At 58.3% G+C, this 18,826-nt stretch carries 18 protein-coding genes; 9 read left to right on the top strand and 9 right to left on the bottom strand.

All coding sequences use genetic code 11. The features are described from left to right. Nucleotides 1-233: 233 nt before the first annotated feature. Genes MCG44_RS12740 through MCG44_RS12730 form a run of 3 tightly spaced genes read left to right on the top strand, consistent with a single transcriptional unit; the run spans nt 234 to nt 3,647 of the window. Complete coding sequence (locus MCG44_RS12740; protein ID WP_240288573.1) at nt 234-1,373, top strand: cysteine desulfurase family protein; 1,140 nt, start codon at nt 234-236, stop codon at nt 1,371-1,373. 29 nt (nt 1,374-1,402) lie between these two features. Next, a complete protein-coding gene (locus tag MCG44_RS12735; protein WP_186853132.1) occupies nt 1,403-2,791 on the top strand; it encodes an MATE family efflux transporter in 1,389 nt (462 codons plus the stop codon). Nucleotides 2,792-2,804: 13 nt separating this feature from the next. Next, entirely contained in the window at nt 2,805-3,647 is an 843-nt protein-coding gene (locus tag MCG44_RS12730; RefSeq protein WP_240288571.1) for an MBL fold metallo-hydrolase, read from the top strand. Nucleotides 3,648-3,682: 35 nt separating this feature from the next. Here MCG44_RS12730 and MCG44_RS12725 read toward each other — a convergent pair whose 3' ends face one another. Continuing rightward, on the bottom strand, nt 3,683-3,838 hold the full coding sequence (locus tag MCG44_RS12725; protein ID WP_186853131.1) for a hypothetical protein: 156 nt from the start codon (nt 3,836-3,838) through the stop codon (nt 3,683-3,685). A gap of 315 nt (nt 3,839-4,153) precedes the next feature. Here MCG44_RS12725 and hrcA point away from each other — a divergent pair, with 315 nt between their 5' ends. From hrcA to MCG44_RS12695, 6 genes are all read left to right on the top strand, one after another. After that, nucleotides 4,154-5,221 carry a heat-inducible transcriptional repressor HrcA gene (gene hrcA / locus MCG44_RS12720; protein WP_147573361.1) on the top strand — a complete coding sequence of 356 codons (1,068 nt, stop codon included), beginning with the start codon at nt 4,154-4,156 and terminating at the stop codon, nt 5,219-5,221. A 21-nt stretch (nt 5,222-5,242) separates the two neighbouring features. Then, nucleotides 5,243-5,854 (top strand): nucleotide exchange factor GrpE, encoded by a 612-nt coding sequence (grpE, locus tag MCG44_RS12715; RefSeq protein WP_240288570.1) that lies wholly within the window; start codon nt 5,243-5,245, stop codon nt 5,852-5,854. Nucleotides 5,855-5,916: 62 nt separating this feature from the next. Then, entirely contained in the window at nt 5,917-6,054 is a 138-nt protein-coding gene (locus MCG44_RS12710) for a hypothetical protein (protein ID WP_186853129.1), read from the top strand. A 41-nt stretch (nt 6,055-6,095) separates the two neighbouring features. Then, a complete protein-coding gene (gene dnaK / locus MCG44_RS12705) occupies nt 6,096-7,940 on the top strand; it encodes a molecular chaperone DnaK (protein ID WP_147573363.1) in 1,845 nt (614 codons plus the stop codon). A gap of 182 nt (nt 7,941-8,122) precedes the next feature. After that, nucleotides 8,123-9,271: a molecular chaperone DnaJ gene (gene dnaJ / locus MCG44_RS12700; RefSeq protein WP_147573364.1), complete on the top strand. Its 1,149-nt coding sequence runs from the start codon at nt 8,123-8,125 to the stop codon at nt 9,269-9,271. A gap of 192 nt (nt 9,272-9,463) precedes the next feature. Continuing rightward, complete coding sequence (locus tag MCG44_RS12695) at nt 9,464-9,625, top strand: hypothetical protein (RefSeq protein ID WP_186853126.1); 162 nt, start codon at nt 9,464-9,466, stop codon at nt 9,623-9,625. A 53-nt stretch (nt 9,626-9,678) separates the two neighbouring features. Here MCG44_RS12695 and MCG44_RS12690 read toward each other — a convergent pair whose 3' ends face one another. The 8 genes from MCG44_RS12690 to MCG44_RS12655 form a co-directional block, all read right to left on the bottom strand. Continuing rightward, on the bottom strand, nt 9,679-10,260 hold the full coding sequence (locus MCG44_RS12690; protein ID WP_147573365.1) for a dipicolinate synthase subunit B: 582 nt from the start codon (nt 10,258-10,260) through the stop codon (nt 9,679-9,681). A gap of 85 nt (nt 10,261-10,345) precedes the next feature. Then, on the bottom strand, nt 10,346-11,215 hold the full coding sequence (gene dpsA / locus MCG44_RS12685; RefSeq protein WP_240288568.1) for a dipicolinate synthase subunit DpsA: 870 nt from the start codon (nt 11,213-11,215) through the stop codon (nt 10,346-10,348). Between the two features lie 287 nt (nt 11,216-11,502). Further along, nucleotides 11,503-11,931, bottom strand: coding sequence for a hypothetical protein (locus MCG44_RS12680; RefSeq protein WP_240288566.1), 429 nt, complete (start codon nt 11,929-11,931; stop codon nt 11,503-11,505). Between the two features lie 141 nt (nt 11,932-12,072). Next, nucleotides 12,073-13,185, bottom strand: a complete 1,113-nt coding sequence (gene acrA / locus MCG44_RS12675; protein ID WP_147573367.1) for an acryloyl-CoA reductase electron transfer subunit beta — start codon at nt 13,183-13,185, stop codon at nt 12,073-12,075. Between the two features lie 19 nt (nt 13,186-13,204). Continuing rightward, nucleotides 13,205-14,005 carry an acryloyl-CoA reductase electron transfer subunit gamma gene (gene acrB / locus MCG44_RS12670; RefSeq protein ID WP_147573368.1) on the bottom strand — a complete coding sequence of 267 codons (801 nt, stop codon included), beginning with the start codon at nt 14,003-14,005 and terminating at the stop codon, nt 13,205-13,207. 18 nt (nt 14,006-14,023) lie between these two features. Then, complete coding sequence (locus MCG44_RS12665) at nt 14,024-15,169, bottom strand: acyl-CoA dehydrogenase (protein WP_147573369.1); 1,146 nt, start codon at nt 15,167-15,169, stop codon at nt 14,024-14,026. A gap of 530 nt (nt 15,170-15,699) precedes the next feature. Beyond that, entirely contained in the window at nt 15,700-16,539 is an 840-nt protein-coding gene (locus MCG44_RS12660; protein WP_147573370.1) for a 3-hydroxyacyl-CoA dehydrogenase family protein, read from the bottom strand. 248 nt (nt 16,540-16,787) lie between these two features. Beyond that, the gene (locus MCG44_RS12655; RefSeq protein ID WP_240288565.1) at nt 16,788-18,794 is read right to left on the bottom strand and encodes a hypothetical protein; all 2,007 of its coding nucleotides are present in this window, start codon (nt 18,792-18,794) and stop codon (nt 16,788-16,790) included. Nucleotides 18,795-18,826: the final 32 nt, after the last annotated feature.

Here is an 18,826-nt window from a genome sequence, read left to right as displayed (position 1 = left end):
AGAACTCTTGAGCGATTTTTTCTCATTATACCACAAAGAGGTCTCCTTGTGGAGAGTATATTCCTGGAGAAGAAAAAATAAGTGTATCCAGGGAAGTTGTGCGGATAGGACCGATATAGAGAGAAAGTCCGGCAGCCCACTGGTCAGAGCCGGTCTGCGCCGCCTTGACTTTCCTCCAGGCAGACGGTAGAATGAAGGATACTTTGAACAGATACAGACTGGGGTGGATCAGGATGATACATTATTTGGATAATGCGGCCACCACGCCGGTGCGGCCGGAGGCTGTACAGGCGGCGGTAGAGGCGATGACCCAGGGCTGGGGCAACCCCTCGTCCCGGTATGAACTGGGGACCAAGGCGGCCGCCCGGATGAAGGAGTGGCGGGGAAATGTGGCTCAGGCCCTGGGCTGCCTGCCGGAGGAGCTGTTTTTTACCTCCTGTGGCACGGAGGGGGACAACTGGGCCATCCAGTCTGCCCTGGAGGTCAATCGCCGCCGAGGAAAGCACATTATCACCACCGCCATCGAGCACGCCGCTGTGCTGGAGCCCTGCCGGGAATTGGAGCGCCGGGGCTATGAGGTGACATATCTGGAGCCGGACCGCCAGGGTAACATCACTGCCGCCCAGGTGGAGGAGGCGATGCGGCCGGACACGGCGCTGGTCTCCATGATGCTGGTTAACAATGAACTAGGCGCCATCCTGCCTGTGGGGGAGGTTGCCCAAGTCATTCGGAGGACTGGCTGCCCGGCTCTGCTCCACTGTGACGCGGTGCAGGGATTTTTGAAAATACCTTTTTCCCCCAAAAAACTGGGTGTAGACCTGCTGACAGTCAGCGGACACAAGATCCACGCCCCTAAAGGGGTGGGGGCGCTCTATGTTCGAAAGGGGCTGAAGCTGCCTCCCCTGATCTGGGGCGGGGGGCAGGAGGAGGGCCTTCGGTCGGGTACTGAGGCCACAGCTCAGATCGCGGCGTTCGCCGCCGCCGCCCGGCTGGGGCGGCAGACTCTGGAGGAGGACATGGCCCATATGGCCCGGCTGAAGGAAGAAACCGTTCGGCGGCTGGCGGAGGAAGTGCCGAAGGCGAAGCTGCTGGCCCAGGGGGGCGCTCCCCACATCCTAGCCATCTCCCTGGTGGGTTATAAGAGCGAGGTGGTGGTCCGCTTCCTGAGCGACCGGGGGGTATATATCTCCTCCGGCTCCGCCTGCCACAAGGGGAAACCCAGCCACGTCTTTGCCGCCCTGAAACTGCCCAAGAGGGAACGGGACGGGGTGCTGCGGATCAGCTTTTCCTACGATACCAAGCAGGAGGACGTAGACGCCTTAATTGAGGGATTGAAAGGGGCATCGGAGAAGCTGTTCCCATCCCTGTCCTGAATGAGAAACAACGAAAAAGGAGCGTTTCCATGTTTGCCTATATGCGGAGAGGACCGAATTTTTATAAGGAGGTCGCTGCTCTGGCCGCGCCTATCATCCTCCAGGATATGATCACCAGCACCCTGAGCATGGCGGACACCTTTATGGTGGGGCTGCTGGGGGAGGAGCCGATGGCGGCGGTTACCCTAGCCAATATTCCACTGTTTGTAGTGCAGCTTTTTATTTTTGGAGTGCAGAGCGGCTCCACGGTCCTGTTGAGCCAATACTGGGGCAAACAGGACATGGAGTCTATCAATCGGATCTATGGGATGGCCCTGTGGCTGGTGATGGCAGTATCGTCTCTGTGCTCGGTGATTCTGCTGATCTGTCCGGTAGAATTTCTCAGCCTCTTTGGCAACGACCGGGCGGTGGTGGAGCTGGCCGCCCAATATGGCCGGCTGGCGGGGCTGTCCTATGTATTCAACGCCTTTTCAATGACTTATATTGCAGCCTTCCGCAGTATGGAGCATCCCCAACTGGGAATGTACATTCTGGCTACCTCTATGGCAGTGAATACCTTTTTGAACTGGGTATTTATTTTCGGAAATCTGGGAGCGCCCGCACTGGGAGTTCAAGGGGCGGCTCTGGCCACCCTCATCGCACGCGTTTTAGAGGTTGTCATCGTGGCCTGTCACATGGCTAGGAATCGGATCTTCCGGGTGCGGTGGAGACTGGTCCTGCGGCCAGGAAAGCGGCTGGCCCGTCAATTTCTGATGTGCAGTGGGCCAGTGGTGCTGAATGAAACCCTGTGGGGGCTAGGTACCTCTATGTATCCCACAGTCATGGGACATATGGCGGGCAGCACGGAGATACTGGCCGCCTATACACTAGCAGGAAATGTAGAGAAAATATGTAAGGTAGTTTCCATGGGACTTGCCTCTACCGCGGCGATTATCATTGGCCGGGAGATCGGTGCCGGACATAAGGACAGGGTATATGGAGTGGGACTCGCCCTGAACACCTTGGCCGCCGTAGGAGGCGCGGCGCTGGGATTGGCCCTGTGGCTGGTACTGGTTTTCCTGGCGCCTACCTATGTGTTCCCGCTGTTTAAGCTCTCGGCAGGAGCGGCGGCCGCGGCCACTATGATGATTACTCTCCAGGCGGTCATCATGCCGCTGAAGGATTTTAACAGCGTGAATATTGTGGGAGTCCTCCGGGGAGGGGGAGATGTGCGGGCCACTACGCTCATTGACATTCTCCCGCTCTGGCTGGTGGCAGTGCCTATGGCCGCTATATGTGGGCTGGTGTTGAAGACGGGGATCTTTTGGGTCTACCTATCCCTGGGGGTAGAGCAGTTTTGTAAGTGCGTCGGGGGAGTGTGGAGATTAAGGAGCGGCAAGTGGATTCGAGACTTGACCCGCTCTGGAGCACTGGAATAAGGAGGAACAGGACATGAAAGTTGCCGTATTAATGGAAAATACTGCCCAGGAGGGATGCGGTCTGGTGCCGGAGCACGGCCTGTCCCTGTATATCGAATATCGGGGGAAGAGGCTGCTGCTGGATGGGGGCGCCTCAGGACGGTTTGCCGACAACGCCCAGAAGCTTGGGGTGGACCTGGCGGATGTGGACCTGGGGGTGCTGTCCCACGGCCACTATGACCACGCCGACGGCCTGCGCCGGTTCTTCCAGCTCAACCAGAGAGCCAAGGTCTATGTCCGCCCCCAGGCCGGAGGGCCCTACTTCTCCATGACAGAGGAGGGACCCAAATTTATTGGTGTCCACCGGGATATCTGGGAGGGGGCCAGAGAGCGGCTTGTCCCAGTACCGGGACCTATGGAGCTGCTGGAGGGCGGGTGGCTGCTGCCCGACGGTCCAAAGGACCCGGCCTTTATGGGAAAGGCGTCTAACCTGGTCTGCAAGCGAGGGGAGGATGACTTTTTCCCGGACGATTTCAGCCACGAGCAGTCCCTGGTGCTGGAGGGGGAGCGGGGACTGGTGGTCTTCAACTCCTGCAGCCATGGGGGCATCGTCAACATCGTGCGGGGCGTGTTGGACCAGCTGCCCGGAAAGCGGGTGCACGCCGTGGTGGGCGGACTGCATATGTATGCCAAGGGGGGGACTGGCATGAACTGCTCGCCGGAGTATGTACAGTCGGTGGCTGACGCGCTGAAGGCCCTGGGGGTGGAGCGAATCCTGACCGGCCACTGCACCGGACAGCCAGCCCTGGAGCGGCTGACGGAATACTTCGGTCCCGGCTGTCAGGGACTGTATACCGGCCAGGTGTTTACCCTATAAAAAAGAAACATGACCGCCTGTCTATGGACAGACGGTCATGTTGTTTTCTCCTCTAAGGTGGAGAGATATTGGAGCAGAATCGTTTCCACCAGGTTGGAGAGCGAGCGGTTCTCCAGCTGGGCCTGGGCGCGGAGGCGTTCTACCATGTCCTCATGAAAACGAAAGCTGTAATTCTTTTTTTCGATTCCCATAAAATCACCTCATATCTAGTGTAATACATTAGAAACATTTGTCAAGAGCCGGAGCTCTTAGCAGCAAAAGATAGAAGATGCAAAAAATTGGCGGGATTCATTTGTTTACAACAAATTCATAAAGTGCCTATTGACAATTCTGCCCCCCGGTGGTACATTATCTTTAGCACTCAGGAGTATTGAGTGCTAACGAAATGATCAAAGCGCAAGCAGGCCGGCATGAGGATATAAGACGAAGGGTCCGCGGAGCGGAGCTGTCTTGAGCCGGAACGGCCGGAAGCGCATGCCGAGATAAAAGGAACAGGGGGGGGAAACATGGAGCTGACGGATAGAAAAAGACGGATTCTTCGGGCCATCATTGAAACCTATATCGCCACCGCCGAGCCTGTGGGGTCGAAAATGGTAGCGGAGCGGGCCGGACTGGATGTGTCCAGTGCCACCATCCGGAACGAGATGGCTGATTTGACTGATATGGGCCTTTTGGAGCAGCCCCATACCTCCGCCGGACGGGTACCCTCCGCCGCGGGCTACCGGCTGTATGTCAATGAGTTGATGGGTCATCAGCAGCTGACCATGCAGGAGACTCAGCGTATCAACGAGGCGCTGAACCTGAAGATGGAGGAGCTGGATCGAGTGATCGACCGGGCGGGAAAGGTCCTATCCCAGTTCAGCGACTATCCTGTATTTACCATGGCCGCCCCCGCGGAGCGGATCACCGTCAAACGCTATGACCTGCTGAAAGTGGAAGAAAACGCCTTTATTGCCGTGGTCATGACGGACAACTCCATCGTTAAAAATAAACTCATCCATATCCCTGAGGAGGTTTCTGACACCCAGCTCCAACTGCTCTCCGCGGTTCTGAACAGTTCCTTCGTGGGACTGACCCAGGAGGAGATGGAACAGACCTTGGACAAGATGGAGACCCGCACCGCTCCAGGCGCCTTTGAGCTGATTGCCCTGGTGGTGGACTTCGCGGTGGAGATCCTGTCGGAACAGAGCAGCCAAAAGGTCCGAACTACCGGAATCACTCACTTGCTGGAACACCCGGAATACCGAAGCCTGGACAAGGCTAAACCTCTGATGAACTATCTGGCCGAGGAGAAGGATGTGGCCCGGCTGCCTGTGACAATGACCGGCGGCCAGAACATGAACATCCTGATCGGGCCGGAAAATGTCAGTGACGCGCTGAAGGACACCAGTGTGGTCATGGCCAGCTACGACATTGGAGAAAATATGAAGGGCGTCATCGGAGTGGTTGGACCCACCCGGATGGACTACGCCAAGGTCACCGCCCGCCTGTCCTATTTTGCCGACAGCCTGACCCGGATGTTCGGCAAGGGAGAGTTACCCCCGGCAGAGAAAACAGATACACAGGAGCCATAAGCAGGAAAGGAGCGCCGCATCGTGAGCGATAAAAATAAAAAGAAGCAGGCCCAGCCTGAGCAGTGTCAGGAGGATATTCGGAAGGAAGAGGCTGTGGAGCCTGAGGAAGAGGCTGTTCGCACGGAACAGGAGGAGAAAGGGGGGGCCCAGGAGGCCGGCGAGGCCGCCCAGGAGGACCAGAAATCAGGGGAGGCACCCAAGGAGGAGCCCTCCGGAGAGGGGACCGCACCCCTCGACGACCGCTTTCTCCGCCTGGCCGCGGAGTACGACAACTACCGAAAGCGGACCGCCAAGGAGAAGGAGTCCATCTGGAACGACGCCAAGGCGGATACCGCCGCCGCGTTTCTTCCCGTCTATGATAACCTGGAGCGGGCCTTGAAGCAGGACACCGCCGACGAAGCCTACAAAAAAGGGGTGGAGATGACGATGAACCAGCTGAAGGAGATCCTTTCCAAGCTGGGCATCACTGAGATTCCTGCCCTGGGCCAGCCCTTTGATCCGAATCTCCATAACGCCGTTATGCACGTGGAGGATGAGAGCTTGGGCGAGAACGTAGTGGCCGCCGTGTTCCAGGCCGGCTTCCAGTGCGGCGAGAAGGTCATCCGCTTCGCCATGGTGCAGGTGGCCAATTAGGGGAACGGAACCGAGGTGCGCGGCTTATTTTCAAAAGCCGATGGGATTAAAGGAGGAAAACAGTGAAAAGAAATCAGCCCTGCAAGCAGTGCTGTAAAGCGAAAACCTGTGATGCTGTATCCTATACCCTGCTGCTCGCTGGGGGCCTGCTGGCCTGGTGCGCCGCGCTCTACGCCATCGGGCCGCTGTTCCTATTTTAACTTTGTAAACATGAATGTCATATATTTAGGAGGAATGAATTATGTCTAAGATCATCGGTATCGATTTAGGTACGACCAACAGCTGTGTAGCGGTCATGGAGGGCGGCGACGCTGTCGTCATCCCCAACGCCGAAGGCAACCGCACCACCCCCTCTGTGGTGGCTTTTTCCAAGGACGGCGAGCGTATGGTGGGTCAGGTGGCCAAGCGCCAGGCCATCACGAACCCCGACCGGACCGTCATCTCCATCAAGCGTGAGATGGGCTCCGACTACAAGGTGAACATCGATGGCAAGAAGTATACCCCCCAGGAGATCAGCGCCATGATCCTGCAGAAGCTGAAGGCGGACGCCGAGGCCTATCTGGGCACAACAGTCACCGAGGCCGTCATCACAGTCCCCGCCTACTTCACCGATGCCCAGCGCCAGGCCACTAAGGATGCTGGTAAGATCGCCGGCCTGGACGTGAAGCGGATTATCAACGAGCCCACCGCCGCTGCTCTGGCCTACGGCGTAGACAAGGAGACCGCCCAGAAGGTCATGGTGTATGACCTGGGCGGTGGCACCTTCGACGTATCCATCCTGGATATCGACGACGGCGTCATCGAGGTGCTGGCTACCGCTGGTAACAACCGCTTGGGCGGCGACGACTTCGACAAGTGCGTCATGGACTGGATGGCCGCGGAGTTTAAGAAAACTGAGGGTGTGGACCTGACCGGCGACAAGGTGGCCATGCAGCGCTTGAAGGAGGCTGCTGAGAAGGCCAAGATCGAGCTGTCCGGTGTCACTTCTACCAGCATCAACCTGCCCTATATCACCGCTGATGCCACCGGCCCCAAGCACTTGGACCTGACCCTGACTCGGGCCAAGTTCGACCAACTGACCGCCCACCTGGTGGAAGCCACCAGCGGCCCTGTGAAGCAGGCTCTGTCTGACGCCGGACTGAGCGGAAGCGATTTGTCTAAGGTCCTGATGGTGGGCGGCTCCAGCCGTATTCCCGCGGTTCAGGAGATGGTAAAGAAGCTGACTGGCAAGGAGGGCTTCAAGGGCATTAACCCCGACGAGTGCGTGGCCTTGGGCGCCGCTCTCCAGGGCGGTGTGTTTACCGGCGACGTGAAGGACCTGCTGCTGCTGGACGTCACCCCCCTGTCCCTGGGCATTGAGACCATGGGTGGCGTGATGACCAAGCTCATCGAGCGTAACACCACTATCCCCGTAAAGAAGAGCCAGACCTTCACTACCGCCGCTGATAACCAGACCTCCGTAGAGGTCCACGTTCTCCAGGGCGAGCGTGAGATGGCCCAGTACAACAAGACCTTGGGCCGCTTCCACCTGGACGGCATCGCTCCCGCACGCCGGGGTGTGCCTCAGATCGAGGTTACCTTTGATATCGACGCCAACGGCATCGTGAACGTGTCCGCCAAGGATATGGGTACCGGCAAGGAGCAGCATATTACCATTACCTCCTCCACCAATATGTCGAAGGACGACATTGATAAGGCAGTCAAGGAGGCTGAACAGTTCGCCGCCGAAGACGCCAAGCGGAAGGAAGAGGTGGACATCCGCAACAACGGGGACCAGATGGTTTATCAGACAGAAAAGACCCTGGAGGAGATGGGCGATAAGATCCCCGCTGGAGATAAGGGCAAGGTGGAGAGCGCGCTGAACCACCTGAAGGAAGTCTTGAAGGGAAATGACACCCAGGCCATCAAGGAGGCCACCGAGGCTCTGACGAAGGAGTTTTACGCAGTTAGCGAAAAGCTGTATGGCCAGGCGCAGGCCGGCCAGCCCGGCCCCGGCCCCGATATGGGCGGCGCCCAGGGCGGCAGCGCCGCCGGCCCTGATGTGGTCGATGCGGACTATGAGGTCGTGGACGACGATCAGAAGTAATAGAAATCTATGGTCCGCGCGGGCGGGGCGTCGCCCCGCCTGCGCGCCGTTGTGCCTGTTCAAAAGAGTGAAGGGTAAAGAGTGGAGAGTGAAGATATGGTCATTCACTCCGGGCATATACGCCGCAGACCTTATCTCCGCTCTTCACGTTCCACTCTGAACTCTGAAACAGAGGTGATATCATGCCAGAACAGAAACGAGATTATTACGAGGTCTTGGGCGTGTCCAAAGGGGCCTCGGACGAAGAATTGAAAAAAGCGTACCGTAAGCTGGCCAAGCAGTACCACCCCGACATGAATCCGGGGGACAAAGGGGCAGAGGCTAAATTCAAAGAGGTCAACGAGGCGTATGAGGTCCTGTCCGACAAGGAGAAGCGGGCGAAGTATGACCAGTTCGGCCATGCGGGGGTAGACCCCAATTTCGGGGGTGGCGGCGGCTTCGGCGGCTTCGATATGGGGGACATCGACCTGGGAGATATCTTTGGCTCCTTCTTCGGCGGCGGCTTCAGTGGCTTTGGTGGTCAGCAGCAGAGAGCTAATGCCCCGCAAAAGGGAGAGAGCCTGCGGGCTAATCTCTCTGTCACGTTTGAGGAGGCCGCTTTCGGCTGCGAGAAGGAGCTGGAGCTGACACGGACTGAGATGTGCGATGCCTGCCATGGCTCCGGCTGTGAGCCGGGCACCACCGCCGAGACCTGCCCTGACTGCCGGGGGACCGGCGTGGTTCGGATTCAGCGGGGGGCGGGCGGCTTCGCCTTCTCCACCACCGCCCAATGTTCCAAGTGCCGGGGGACGGGCAAGCTGATCCACTCCCCCTGTAAGGTATGTGGCGGCGCCGGCAGTGTGCGGAAGAAAAAACGCATCACCGTTACCATTCCTGCCGGGATCGACGACGGACAGGCGGTTTCTCTGCGGGGCCAGGGCAATGCCGGTAAAAACGGAGGCCCGGCCGGTGACCTGATTGTGGGCATCCGTATAAAGCCCCATACGCAGTTCCGCCGGGATGGGACCACAGTCCTCTACGAGCAGCCCGTTTCCTTCTACCGGGCGGCGATGGGAGGGGAGCTGGAGATTCCCACCATCGACGGAAAGGTCAAGTGGAGCCTGCCGGCCGGAACACAACCCGGTACCACCTTCCGCCTGCGGGGGAAAGGAATCCCAGAGCTTCGAGGTCGAGGCCGGGGCGATCAGTATGTGACCATCAAAGTCCAAGTACCGACCAGCCTGAGCGCCGATCAGCGCGCTGCTCTAGAGGCCTTTGGTGAGAGCATGGGCGAAGAGGTACCAGAAGGTGTAGTCAAGAGTTTTTTTGAAAAGCGAAAAAAGAAAAAATGAAAAAGGAGGCCGCCTGTGATTTACACAGGCGGTCTCCTTTTATAAAGAAGAGGGTGGATTACATCAAGATATTTTATTTGTAAAAAAACGAAAATTATATTGATAAATCTCGTGAGATATAGTATACTTTGTATAGAGAAAAAGTTGAGGAGGAGCACGTAGGGAAGGATCAAATCGGGAAAGGAGCGAAATATGTGGAGCTTTTTTTGGGCCTCTCTATATCAGCTGATGGACGAGATCGTGATGTTCCTCTTATTTTTGCCTGTGACCGTGATGGTGCTGATCATTCTGTTCCAATTTGGCTCTGACCTGCTCCATTATTTCCGGTCATATTGGCACGGGAGCTCCCTTTAAGAGAGCGAATCCCGGACCTCACCCGTAAGGGTGTGGTCCGGGATCTTTTTTGATCAATGATGTGGGATGAGCAGGGGTTGAAGCTGTTTTCCCTCCAGGGCGGCCTGGGCCGCGTCTGCCACCAAAGAGAAATCAGATACTAAAGAAGTAGGCTTTCTCTCTGGGTCGTCTTGGCCAAAGGGAACGAAATAGATGTATTTTCTAGGCAGCAGGGCCCCGATGCTCACGGCCGAGGCGGCCAGTCCGTCATTGGTAGAGGGGGCGATGACCAGGGGGCGGCTGTTGCGTAAGTGAGCTTTGGCAGCCATAGTGACACTGGTGTCTGTCACTCCGTTGGCCAGCTTGCCCAGGGTGTTTCCGGTACAGGGGCAGATAATAAGCAGGTCCAGCAGCTTCTGGGGGCCAATAGGCTCTGCCGCCTTGACAGTGGAGATGACCCGGTGGTCACAGATGCGCTCCATTTCCCGCATCAGGTCGTGAGCTTTGCCGAAGCGGGTATCCGTGTCGGCAGTGCACTCGGATACAATAGGCACCACATGGGTGAAGCGGGCTTTCACCTGCTCTAAGGCCTCCATGGCCTTGTGATGGGTGCAGAAGGACCCGCACACAGCGAATCCGACGGTTTTATCGATCAAATCAATCTTCCTTTCCAAATCAGACTGAATGTGAGGCGATTCGCGCCGGGGTACGTCTTGTACTTCCCTCCAGGGCACGCCCCTCTCAGTACCCCGCCTCTTGAAGCATATTATAAATGGTGGATTTAATGGCGGCCCCGGCGGTCACAGGGGCTACCTTACCGGGGAGGGACAGGGCCCAGATTACTGTGAGGCCCAGCTCTCCCGCCGCCCTAAGGTCTACCCCTCCGGGCTTGGAGGCCAGGTCCAGGATGAGACAGTCCTCTTTGACATCCTCTAGTTCCAGCCGGCCCAGGACCTGGGCGGGGACTGTGTTGACGATCAGGTCATAGCCGCACAGCCATCCGGCTAGATGGGCCAGATGCTCGGTGCCCAGTCCCATGGCCTGCGCCCAGGCCAGCTGCTCATACCGGCGGGCCGCCACGGAAACCTTTGCTCCCAGAGCTTGGAAGCGTTGGGCGGTGAGCCGGCCCACCCGGCCAAAGCCCACGACCAGCACACGGGCGCCGTGGATTGTGATTGGTAAATGCTCCATGGCCAGTTGGATAGCTCCCTCCGCTGTGGGGACAGCGTTGGCTACCGCCAGCTCCTCCCGGGCGAAGTAGTCCCGAATGGTTAGCCCGCGGTGGGCAGCCAAAGCTAAGATTTCCGAGTCCAGCCGGCCGCCGCAGATAAACTGGCTGGGGCGAAGTGCATCTAATACGTCGGACAAGGGATGATTTGTTTGGGATAGAGGGGCGTTGAGCAGGCCGCCCTCTGTGGACACCAGCAGCGGCAGAACGACACAGTCCGCCTTCTCGGCCTGAGACAGATCCTCCTCAGGGAGCGGGCCGGTAGAGCGGTCTTGCTCCAAAGCGTAAGTATGGACAGTGTGGCCGTCCAGGGCCAGCAGCTGGGCCAGCTTGGCCTGGCGCATATCGCCGCCCACCACCCAGATGTTCAGTTCGTGTTTCATAGCAGTACCTCCGAAGACCGCCTGAAGGGGGGCGGGTTTCTGAGCTATCCTATGCGCACGGCCGGGCCACGGTGCGGGGGGAATGAGAATGGAGAGAAGAGATGGAAGATGGAGAGAGTGTGACGACCTTGTTACGCCGTGTAGAGGGGGGAGATGTGTGCCACCGGAGTATCCTATGGGCAGCCAAGCCGCCCAGACAGATGAGGGGGAGTATAAAAAAAGGGCCAGCCGGTTTCCGGCTGGCCCTAGGGGGAGTATTGGCTTTTGAGGTGTTGTTTAATTCATTTCTATCCTTTATTTGTGCCATTTTCAATATGTTCTTTGATTTTATGGTTAAGGCTGAGGCTATAAAAGACAGAAACAGTAAGAACGATTGTAAAACAAACAGTGATCCAAATAGGAATAAAAAGATCAGCTACCAACCTGATGAACAAAGCGACAGCATAAAAAGAACATAAAATGACCAAAGGGAAATTTAACTTTATGGTTGCATATTTCCCGTAAAGCTCCTGGGCCACGCTCCGATAGTTCTTTGCGATATTTTCCTGATACTCGCTTTCTGATCTAGAAAGTCCTGTGTATAAGAACTTTGTGGCAAATGCGATGGTGATGATCCACTGCGACCAATGGACCTTTATGATACCAAACGCAAACAGAGGCAGCGCGAAAAGGAAAGTAAGACCGTACATAAAAGAAGGTTTATGATAGATTTTCATGATATGCCTCCTTTAAGTCTAGTAGTTTCTGTATTATATCAACAGTATAGCATGGATTTTTTTAAAAAACTACCTATAAAATAAGTACCCCCCGTCCGTTGGACGGGGGGTACTGGCTTTTTTATGCGATTACAGCCGATCTTACTTGGCGGCCTTGGCAGCCTTGATGGCCTCGATCAGCATGGGGGTGACCTTGAACAGGTCGCCGCAGATGCCGTAGTCGGCGATCTCGAAGATGGGGGCAGTATCGTTCTTGTTCACGGCGATGATGCACTCGGAGTCCTGCATACCGGCCTTGTGCTGGATAGCGCCGGAGATGCCCAGAGCCACATAGATCTTGGGGTGAACGGTCTTGCCGGTCTGACCGACCTGATGGTCGGCGGACAGCCAGCCGGAGTCGATGGTGGCACGGGAGCCGCCCACGACGCCGCCCAGAACCTCAGCCAGTTCCTCGGCCAGCTTGATGCCGCCCTCAACATCCTTGGAGATGCCGCGGCCCACGGAAACGACTACATCGGCGCCGATCAAATCGACCAGCTTCTTGGCGGCCTTGACCACCTCGACGACCTGAGTTTCCATGTCGTCCTCGGTGAGGGAGAAGTTGGGCTTGATGATCTCGCAGGCGTCAGCCTTGGCCTGGTCAAAGGCGTTCTTCTTCATCACGCCGGGACGGACGGTGGCCATAGCGGGACGGAAGCGGGGGCAGATGATGGTGGCCATCAGGTGACCGCCGAAAGCGGGACGGGTCATCTTCAGGTTGCGGTCATCCTCGGGGATGGAGTCGATCATGGCAGGAGCCAGAGTGGAGGCGGAGCGCAGGAAGTCCTTGTACTTGGGCACGTCGATGTCCAGGTGAGTACAGTCGGCGCACAGGCCGGTGTGCAGACGGGCGGCGCAGCGGGGGCCCAGATCGCGGCCAATGTTGGTGGCACCGATCAGCATGACCTCAGGCTTGTACTCCTGGATCACGTCGCAGATGACCTTGGTGTAGCCGTCAGTGGTGTAGTTGGCCAGCAGGGGGTGGTCGCAGACATACACGCCGTCAGCGCCGTAGCCGCCCAGCTCCTTGGCGATACCCTCGATCTCGTGGCCCAGCAGAAGGCCGTACAGCTTCTCGCCCAGCTCGTCGGCCAGCTTGCGGCCCTCGGAGATCAGCTCGAAGGAGGTGGGCATCATTTTGCCCTGACGCTGCTCGCAGAATACCCAAACGCCGCCCTTGAATTCTTCGATGGCAGCACTGTTGTAGTTAGACATATTCTTAATCTCCCTTCTATCAGATCAGGTGCTTGGCGGCCAGAATGCCGGCCAGCTTGTCGCAGGTGGCCTTGTCGGCGCCCTCCAGCATCATGCCCACGCCCTTCTGAGGGGGAGTGAAGGACTTGAAGATGTTGGTGGGGGAGCCCTTCAGACCGATGGTGGTAGGATCGATGAGGGGATCGTCCTTCAGGGTGTTGTAGTCAAAGATCTCATAGGGCTTGGAGTAGCACTCGTAGATGCCGCCCACGCTCATGTAACGGGGAGCGTTCAGCTCCTTGATGCAGGTGATCAGGCAGGGGGTCTTGACCTTGATGGTCATATAGCCGTCCTCCAGCATCCGCTTGACGGTGATGGTGTCGCCCTCCTTGGTGATCTCGGCGGCGTAGGAAACCTGGGGCAGATGCAGCTTCTCAGCGATCTGGGGGCCGACCTGGGCGGTATCGCCGTCGATGGCCTGACGGCCGCACAGCACGATATCCTCGTCCTCGACGCCGATCTTGTTGATGGCGGCGGCCAGGATCTGGGAGGTGGCGTAGGTATCGGAGCCACCGAACTCACGGGCGGACACCAGAACGGCGCGGTCAGCGCCGCGGGCCATGACCTCACGCAGCATGGACTCGGCGGGAGGAGGACCCATAGAGACGATCACGACCTCGGCTCCGGTCTGCTCCTTCAAAGTCAGAGCGGCCTCGACGGCGTTCAGGTCGTCGGGGTTGGTGATAGCGGCCATGGAGGCGCGGTTCAGAGTACCATCGGGATTGACGGCCACCTTACCGGAGGTATCGGGGACCTGCTTGACACAAACAATGATTTTCATTTCGATCTGCCTCCTAACTTATTTCACACCCAGAGCACGGGAGATGACCATGCGCTGGACCTCGGAAGTACCCTCGTAGATCTCGGTGATCTTGGCGTCGCGCATCATGCGCTCCACGGGGTACTCACGGGTGTAGCCGTAGCCGCCGAACAGCTGGACGGCGCGGCGGGTCACGTCGGAAGCGGCCTCAGCGGCGAACAGCTTGGCCATAGCGGAATCCATGCCGTAGGGCTCGTGGTTCTGCTTCTTCACGGCGGCGGCGTACACCAGGTACTGAGCGGCCTGCATCCGGGTGTGCATATCGGCCAGCTGGAACTGGGTGTTCTGGAACTGGGACAGACGCTTCTTGAACTGCACGCGCTCCTGGGTGTACTTGACAGCCTCGTTCACAGCGCCCTCGCCCAGGCCCAGAGCCTGCGCGGCGATGCCGATACGGCCGCCGTCCAGGGTCTGCATGGCGATCTTGAAGCCCTGGCCTTCCTTGCCCAGCAGGTTCTCCTTGGGCACGACGCAGTCCTCAAAGATCAGGTCGCAGGTGGAGGAGCCGCGGATACCCATCTTCTTCTCGTGCTTGCCCACAGAGAAGCCGGGGAAGTTCTTCTCCACGATGAAGGCGGAGATGCCGTGGTTGCCCAGAGTCTTGTCGGTCATAGCGAAGACCACCAGAGTTTCGGCTACGGTGCCGTTGGTGATGAAGCACTTGGAGCCGTTGAGCACATAGTCGCCGTTCTCATTCTTTACGGCGGTGGTCTGCTGGCCGGAGGCGTCGGTACCGGCGTTGGGCTCGGTCAGACCGAAGGCGCCGATCTTCTTGCCGGAGAGCAGGTCAGGCAGGTACTTCATCTTCTGCTCCTCAGTGCCGTGCTCAAAGATGGGGGCGCAGCACAGAGAGGTATGGGCGGACACGATGACGGCAGTGGTGCCGCACACCTTGGCCAGTTCCTCAACGCACATGGCGTAGGACAGCACATCGCCGCCGGCTCCGCCGTACTCCTTGGGGAAGTAGATGCCCAGCATGCCCAGCTTGCCCATCTTCTCTACGGTTTCCATAGGGAAGCGCTCTTCCTCGTCGATTTCCTCAGCCAAGGGCTTGACCTCGTTCTCGGCGAACTCGCGGTACATCTTGCGGACCATCTCTTGTTCTTTCGACAGATGAAAATCCATTTTTTAGTCCTCCTAGTTTAAATTACTTTGCAATCATCCTTAAACGCCCGGGAGGCGCGCCTTTCTTGACCGGAGAGAGCCGGCCCCGGGGGCAGACGATACATGGTCGGGACGCCGCGTTTGACGAATATTGTTAGAAATTTAACAATAAAAACCGGAAAAAAGCGCAACACAGGAAAGAATCCTGGCGTTGCGAACCATATCAAACACGGCTAAAATCCACTTACAACCCAGATTATAGCTGTTTTTCAGGGGTAAAGCAAGGGGGACATATCTGGCAAATTTAACAGTTTTTCCATATCGGATTTGTCGGAAACGGGAAAATATGCGGAAGTTGCCTAAAAGATTGGCGTATGTTGACCGGCTGCGATTTCGCTGCCCTTTCAGGGCGCCGGGGGGCCGGCCCGTGGTCCGGCTGGATTGGGGGGCGGAGAAGGTGCCTCCGGAAAAGAAGGCCCGAAGTGCCGCTCTTTTTTTGACATATAAAACTGCCCCCTCCGGCTTGGGAGGGGGCAGCTGGATGGGGCGATTTACTTGCTGTAATCGTAGAAGCCCTTGCCGGACTTCTTGCCCAGCAGGCCGCCGCGGACCATCTTCTTCAGCAGAAGGGCGGGGCGGTACTTGGGGTCGCCGGTTTCGGCAAACAGGGTGTCCATAATGGCCAGACACACGTCCAGACCGATGAAGTCGCCCAGAGCCAGGGGGCCCATCGGATGATTGGCGCCCAGCTGCATGGCCTTGTCGATGTCGGCCACAGAGGCGACGCCGGTCTCAACCAGGCCGATGGCCTCGTTGATCATGGGGATCAGGATCTTGTTGACCACAAAGCCGGGGGCCTCGGCCACCTCGACGGGGTCCTTGCCGATGTCCTGGGACAGCTTGTAAATGAAATCAAAGGTCTCCTGGGTGGTGTTGGCGCCGCGGATGATCTCCACCAGCTTCATGGAGGGCACGGGGTTGAAGAAGTGCATTCCGATGACGGGGTGCTTCAGGCCGTTGCCCATCTCGGTGATGGACAGAGAGGAGGTGTTGGAGGCAAAGACAGTTTCGGGCTTGCAGAAGCCGTCCAGCTCGTTCAGAAGCTCCTTCTTGGTGGCCATCTCCTCCTTGACGCACTCAATGACCAGATCGGCGTCGGCGGCCTCCTCATGGGTCTGGGGGATCAGAACGTTGGCCATCAGGGCATCCATAGCCTCCTGAGCCATCTTGCCCTTTTCGACCCGCTTGGCCAGGGACTTGCCCAAGGTATCCTTGTGGCGCTGGGCGGAGGCGGGGCTGCTGGCGTACATCAGGACGGTGTGGCCCTTGGCGGCAAAGACCTGGGCGATGCCCCGGCCCATGGTGCCGGCGCCGAACAATGCGACTTTCATACTGTGTTCCTCCTAATTAAAATAAGTAAAATGGTGCCAGATCCGCTGGCGGGGGTCGGCCGGGGAAACCCGGCCCCGCTCTTATGGACCCCAGTATACCTGTTTTTTTGTGCAAACGCAAGAGGAAAGGGGGGGAATATTTTAAACAATATTTTTTCCGTGTAATTGGGCAAAGCCCTGAAAAAATGCAGCTTTTTCAGTTTTGACCTGCATATCTTGCCGGAAAGCTGCCGTTTGTTGCCCTGCGGTCAGTTGAACATATTGGTAAGGACGATGCGCTCCACGGTGTCCCCGTCAAAGAAAAACAGGATCGCCGGGCCCAGCCCCTGGGAAAACTCCAGCTGGGACAGGTCGGAGACCTGCTCCGGGTCGTGGCCGCTCCAGGGCAGATAGGCCAGCAGATCAGGCTCCTCCGGATACTGTCCCCAGTAGTCGCCGGTGAGAGCCTCTGGATAGGCGGCCAGCACCTCCGCCCGGCTGGCCCCTACCCGGATGCCCCGGGGGGTGTACAGGTCGGACATGGAGGCCTCCAGGGTGTGGATGGAGTCGGCGTCGTCTGCCGCGCTGTGATAGCACAGGGCGGTAAAGGAACCCTCTGGGTAGTTGGCGGAGACCCGGTGCCAGTAGTCGCCGGGGTTGTAGATGGGTTCATAGCCCTCCAACTGCTCCGTCTCCCAGCTCCCGGTGTCCAGGCAGGAGAAGGACAGATCCATCCCCGGGCCGATAGGGGTGTTCCAGCCGTCCCGGAGGAAGGTCACATCACCGCTGAGTAGGCCATAGGGGGCCTCATAGACGATGGCCTGGATATCGCGGCTGGGCTGCGTGGGGGCGACGCCCAGCACCTGGGTGGGTATGCCCTCCCCATCCAGCCGGAGGACGATGAACTGGGTGTCGGCGGAGAAGAAGTCCCAGGAGCCGGGGTCATTCTCGTCTGCACGGTGGAGCGTATAACGGGATATGACGATCTCGTAGACCGCTGCTGCCCCGCTGTCTGTGGGGACCTCCCCGACATAAGTGACAGGGCCAAGTCGGACGTCCCCCTCCCGGGGGGCGCTGGGCTGGTCGGAAACAAAATACCACCGGCCGTTGGGGTATTGGCCGTCATACCAGTCCCGGAGCAGGGTGTAGAGGGCCTCGTCCGGCTGCTGCGGATCGGCCCCTCCGCCGGCACTGTCTATCTCCGCTTTTGTGCCCATGCTCCAGCTCTGGATCTGGATGGGACGCTCTCCGCTGTGGTCAAAGAGGAGGGAGGCCGCAAACCACAGGTCATCTCCGCTGTCCGCCCGGGCCTTCAGCTCATAGACTGCCTCCCCGTCATAGTTTCTGTCCCGGTACACCCCGTCCGCCGGGGCTAGGGATACGATCTGCCACAGGGCAGAGGTGTTCAAGGCGTTCCAGGGGTTCCGTTCATGCCGGGTAAATTCCTCCAACCATCCCCGGCTCTGATAGTAGACGCCAATGGGCAGGTCCTGTTCGGCAGTATACCAGAAGGTTTCATTGTGGTCGGGGACCCACTGGACGGGGGAGCCCTCATAGGAGCCGTAGTCTTGGTTTTCCGTAAAAATATCTACGCCGCCAGGGGCCATCAGGGGCTTTTTTTCCTCCCAATAGGCGTTGTAGTCCCGGTAAGCTTGGGAGCTTTCATCCCGGATGTCCCCCTCCACCGGCCACACCCAGGAGAAGTCGCCTCCGTCCAGACGGATGACCCCGGCCTGGCCGCTGCTGTATGCCTGGTGCGCACTGCTTCCAGTGTAGAGCAGGTACTCCACCCCGTCCTTTACAAAGGCGGCCACATAGGGCCGACCACCGGAGCCCCGGACCTCAAAGGGCGTTCCGACCACCTGCCCCGCCCGGTCCACCATGCCGATGACCAGGGAGTAGCGGGGATAGCGGTCGTAAAAATGGGCCGCGGCCAGAGTGACATCCTCGCCGGTGCCGACGGTATCCAGCAGCTCTCGCTCCATGCCGTCGGGGAACGACTCTGCGGCGGCGAAGCACTGGGACAGGGCGTCCAGAACGGACCGGGTGCTCCACGCCTCGCCGCTCTGGGCGGGGGGATCCTCCGGAACGCCTGCCGGACTGCTCTGGCAGGACACCAGATTGCCACACAGCAGGCCGATGGCCAGCATGAGAAGGAAAAGGGCCAGGGGCGGGCGCTGTTTTTTCCACTGGAAGATGCTGCGGATTCGCAGCTCAATCTCCCTGGCCGACCCGGACAGCCGGGTGGCGAAGGGGGAGCGGGGAATTTTTTTCATCTGAATATACCTCCTTTTGTCCTGGAGCAAAA

The organism is Lawsonibacter sp. OA9 (assembly GCF_022440585.1).
The sequence above is the reverse complement of the archived record's forward strand: the minus strand, read 5'-3'. Positions and strand labels throughout refer to the sequence as shown.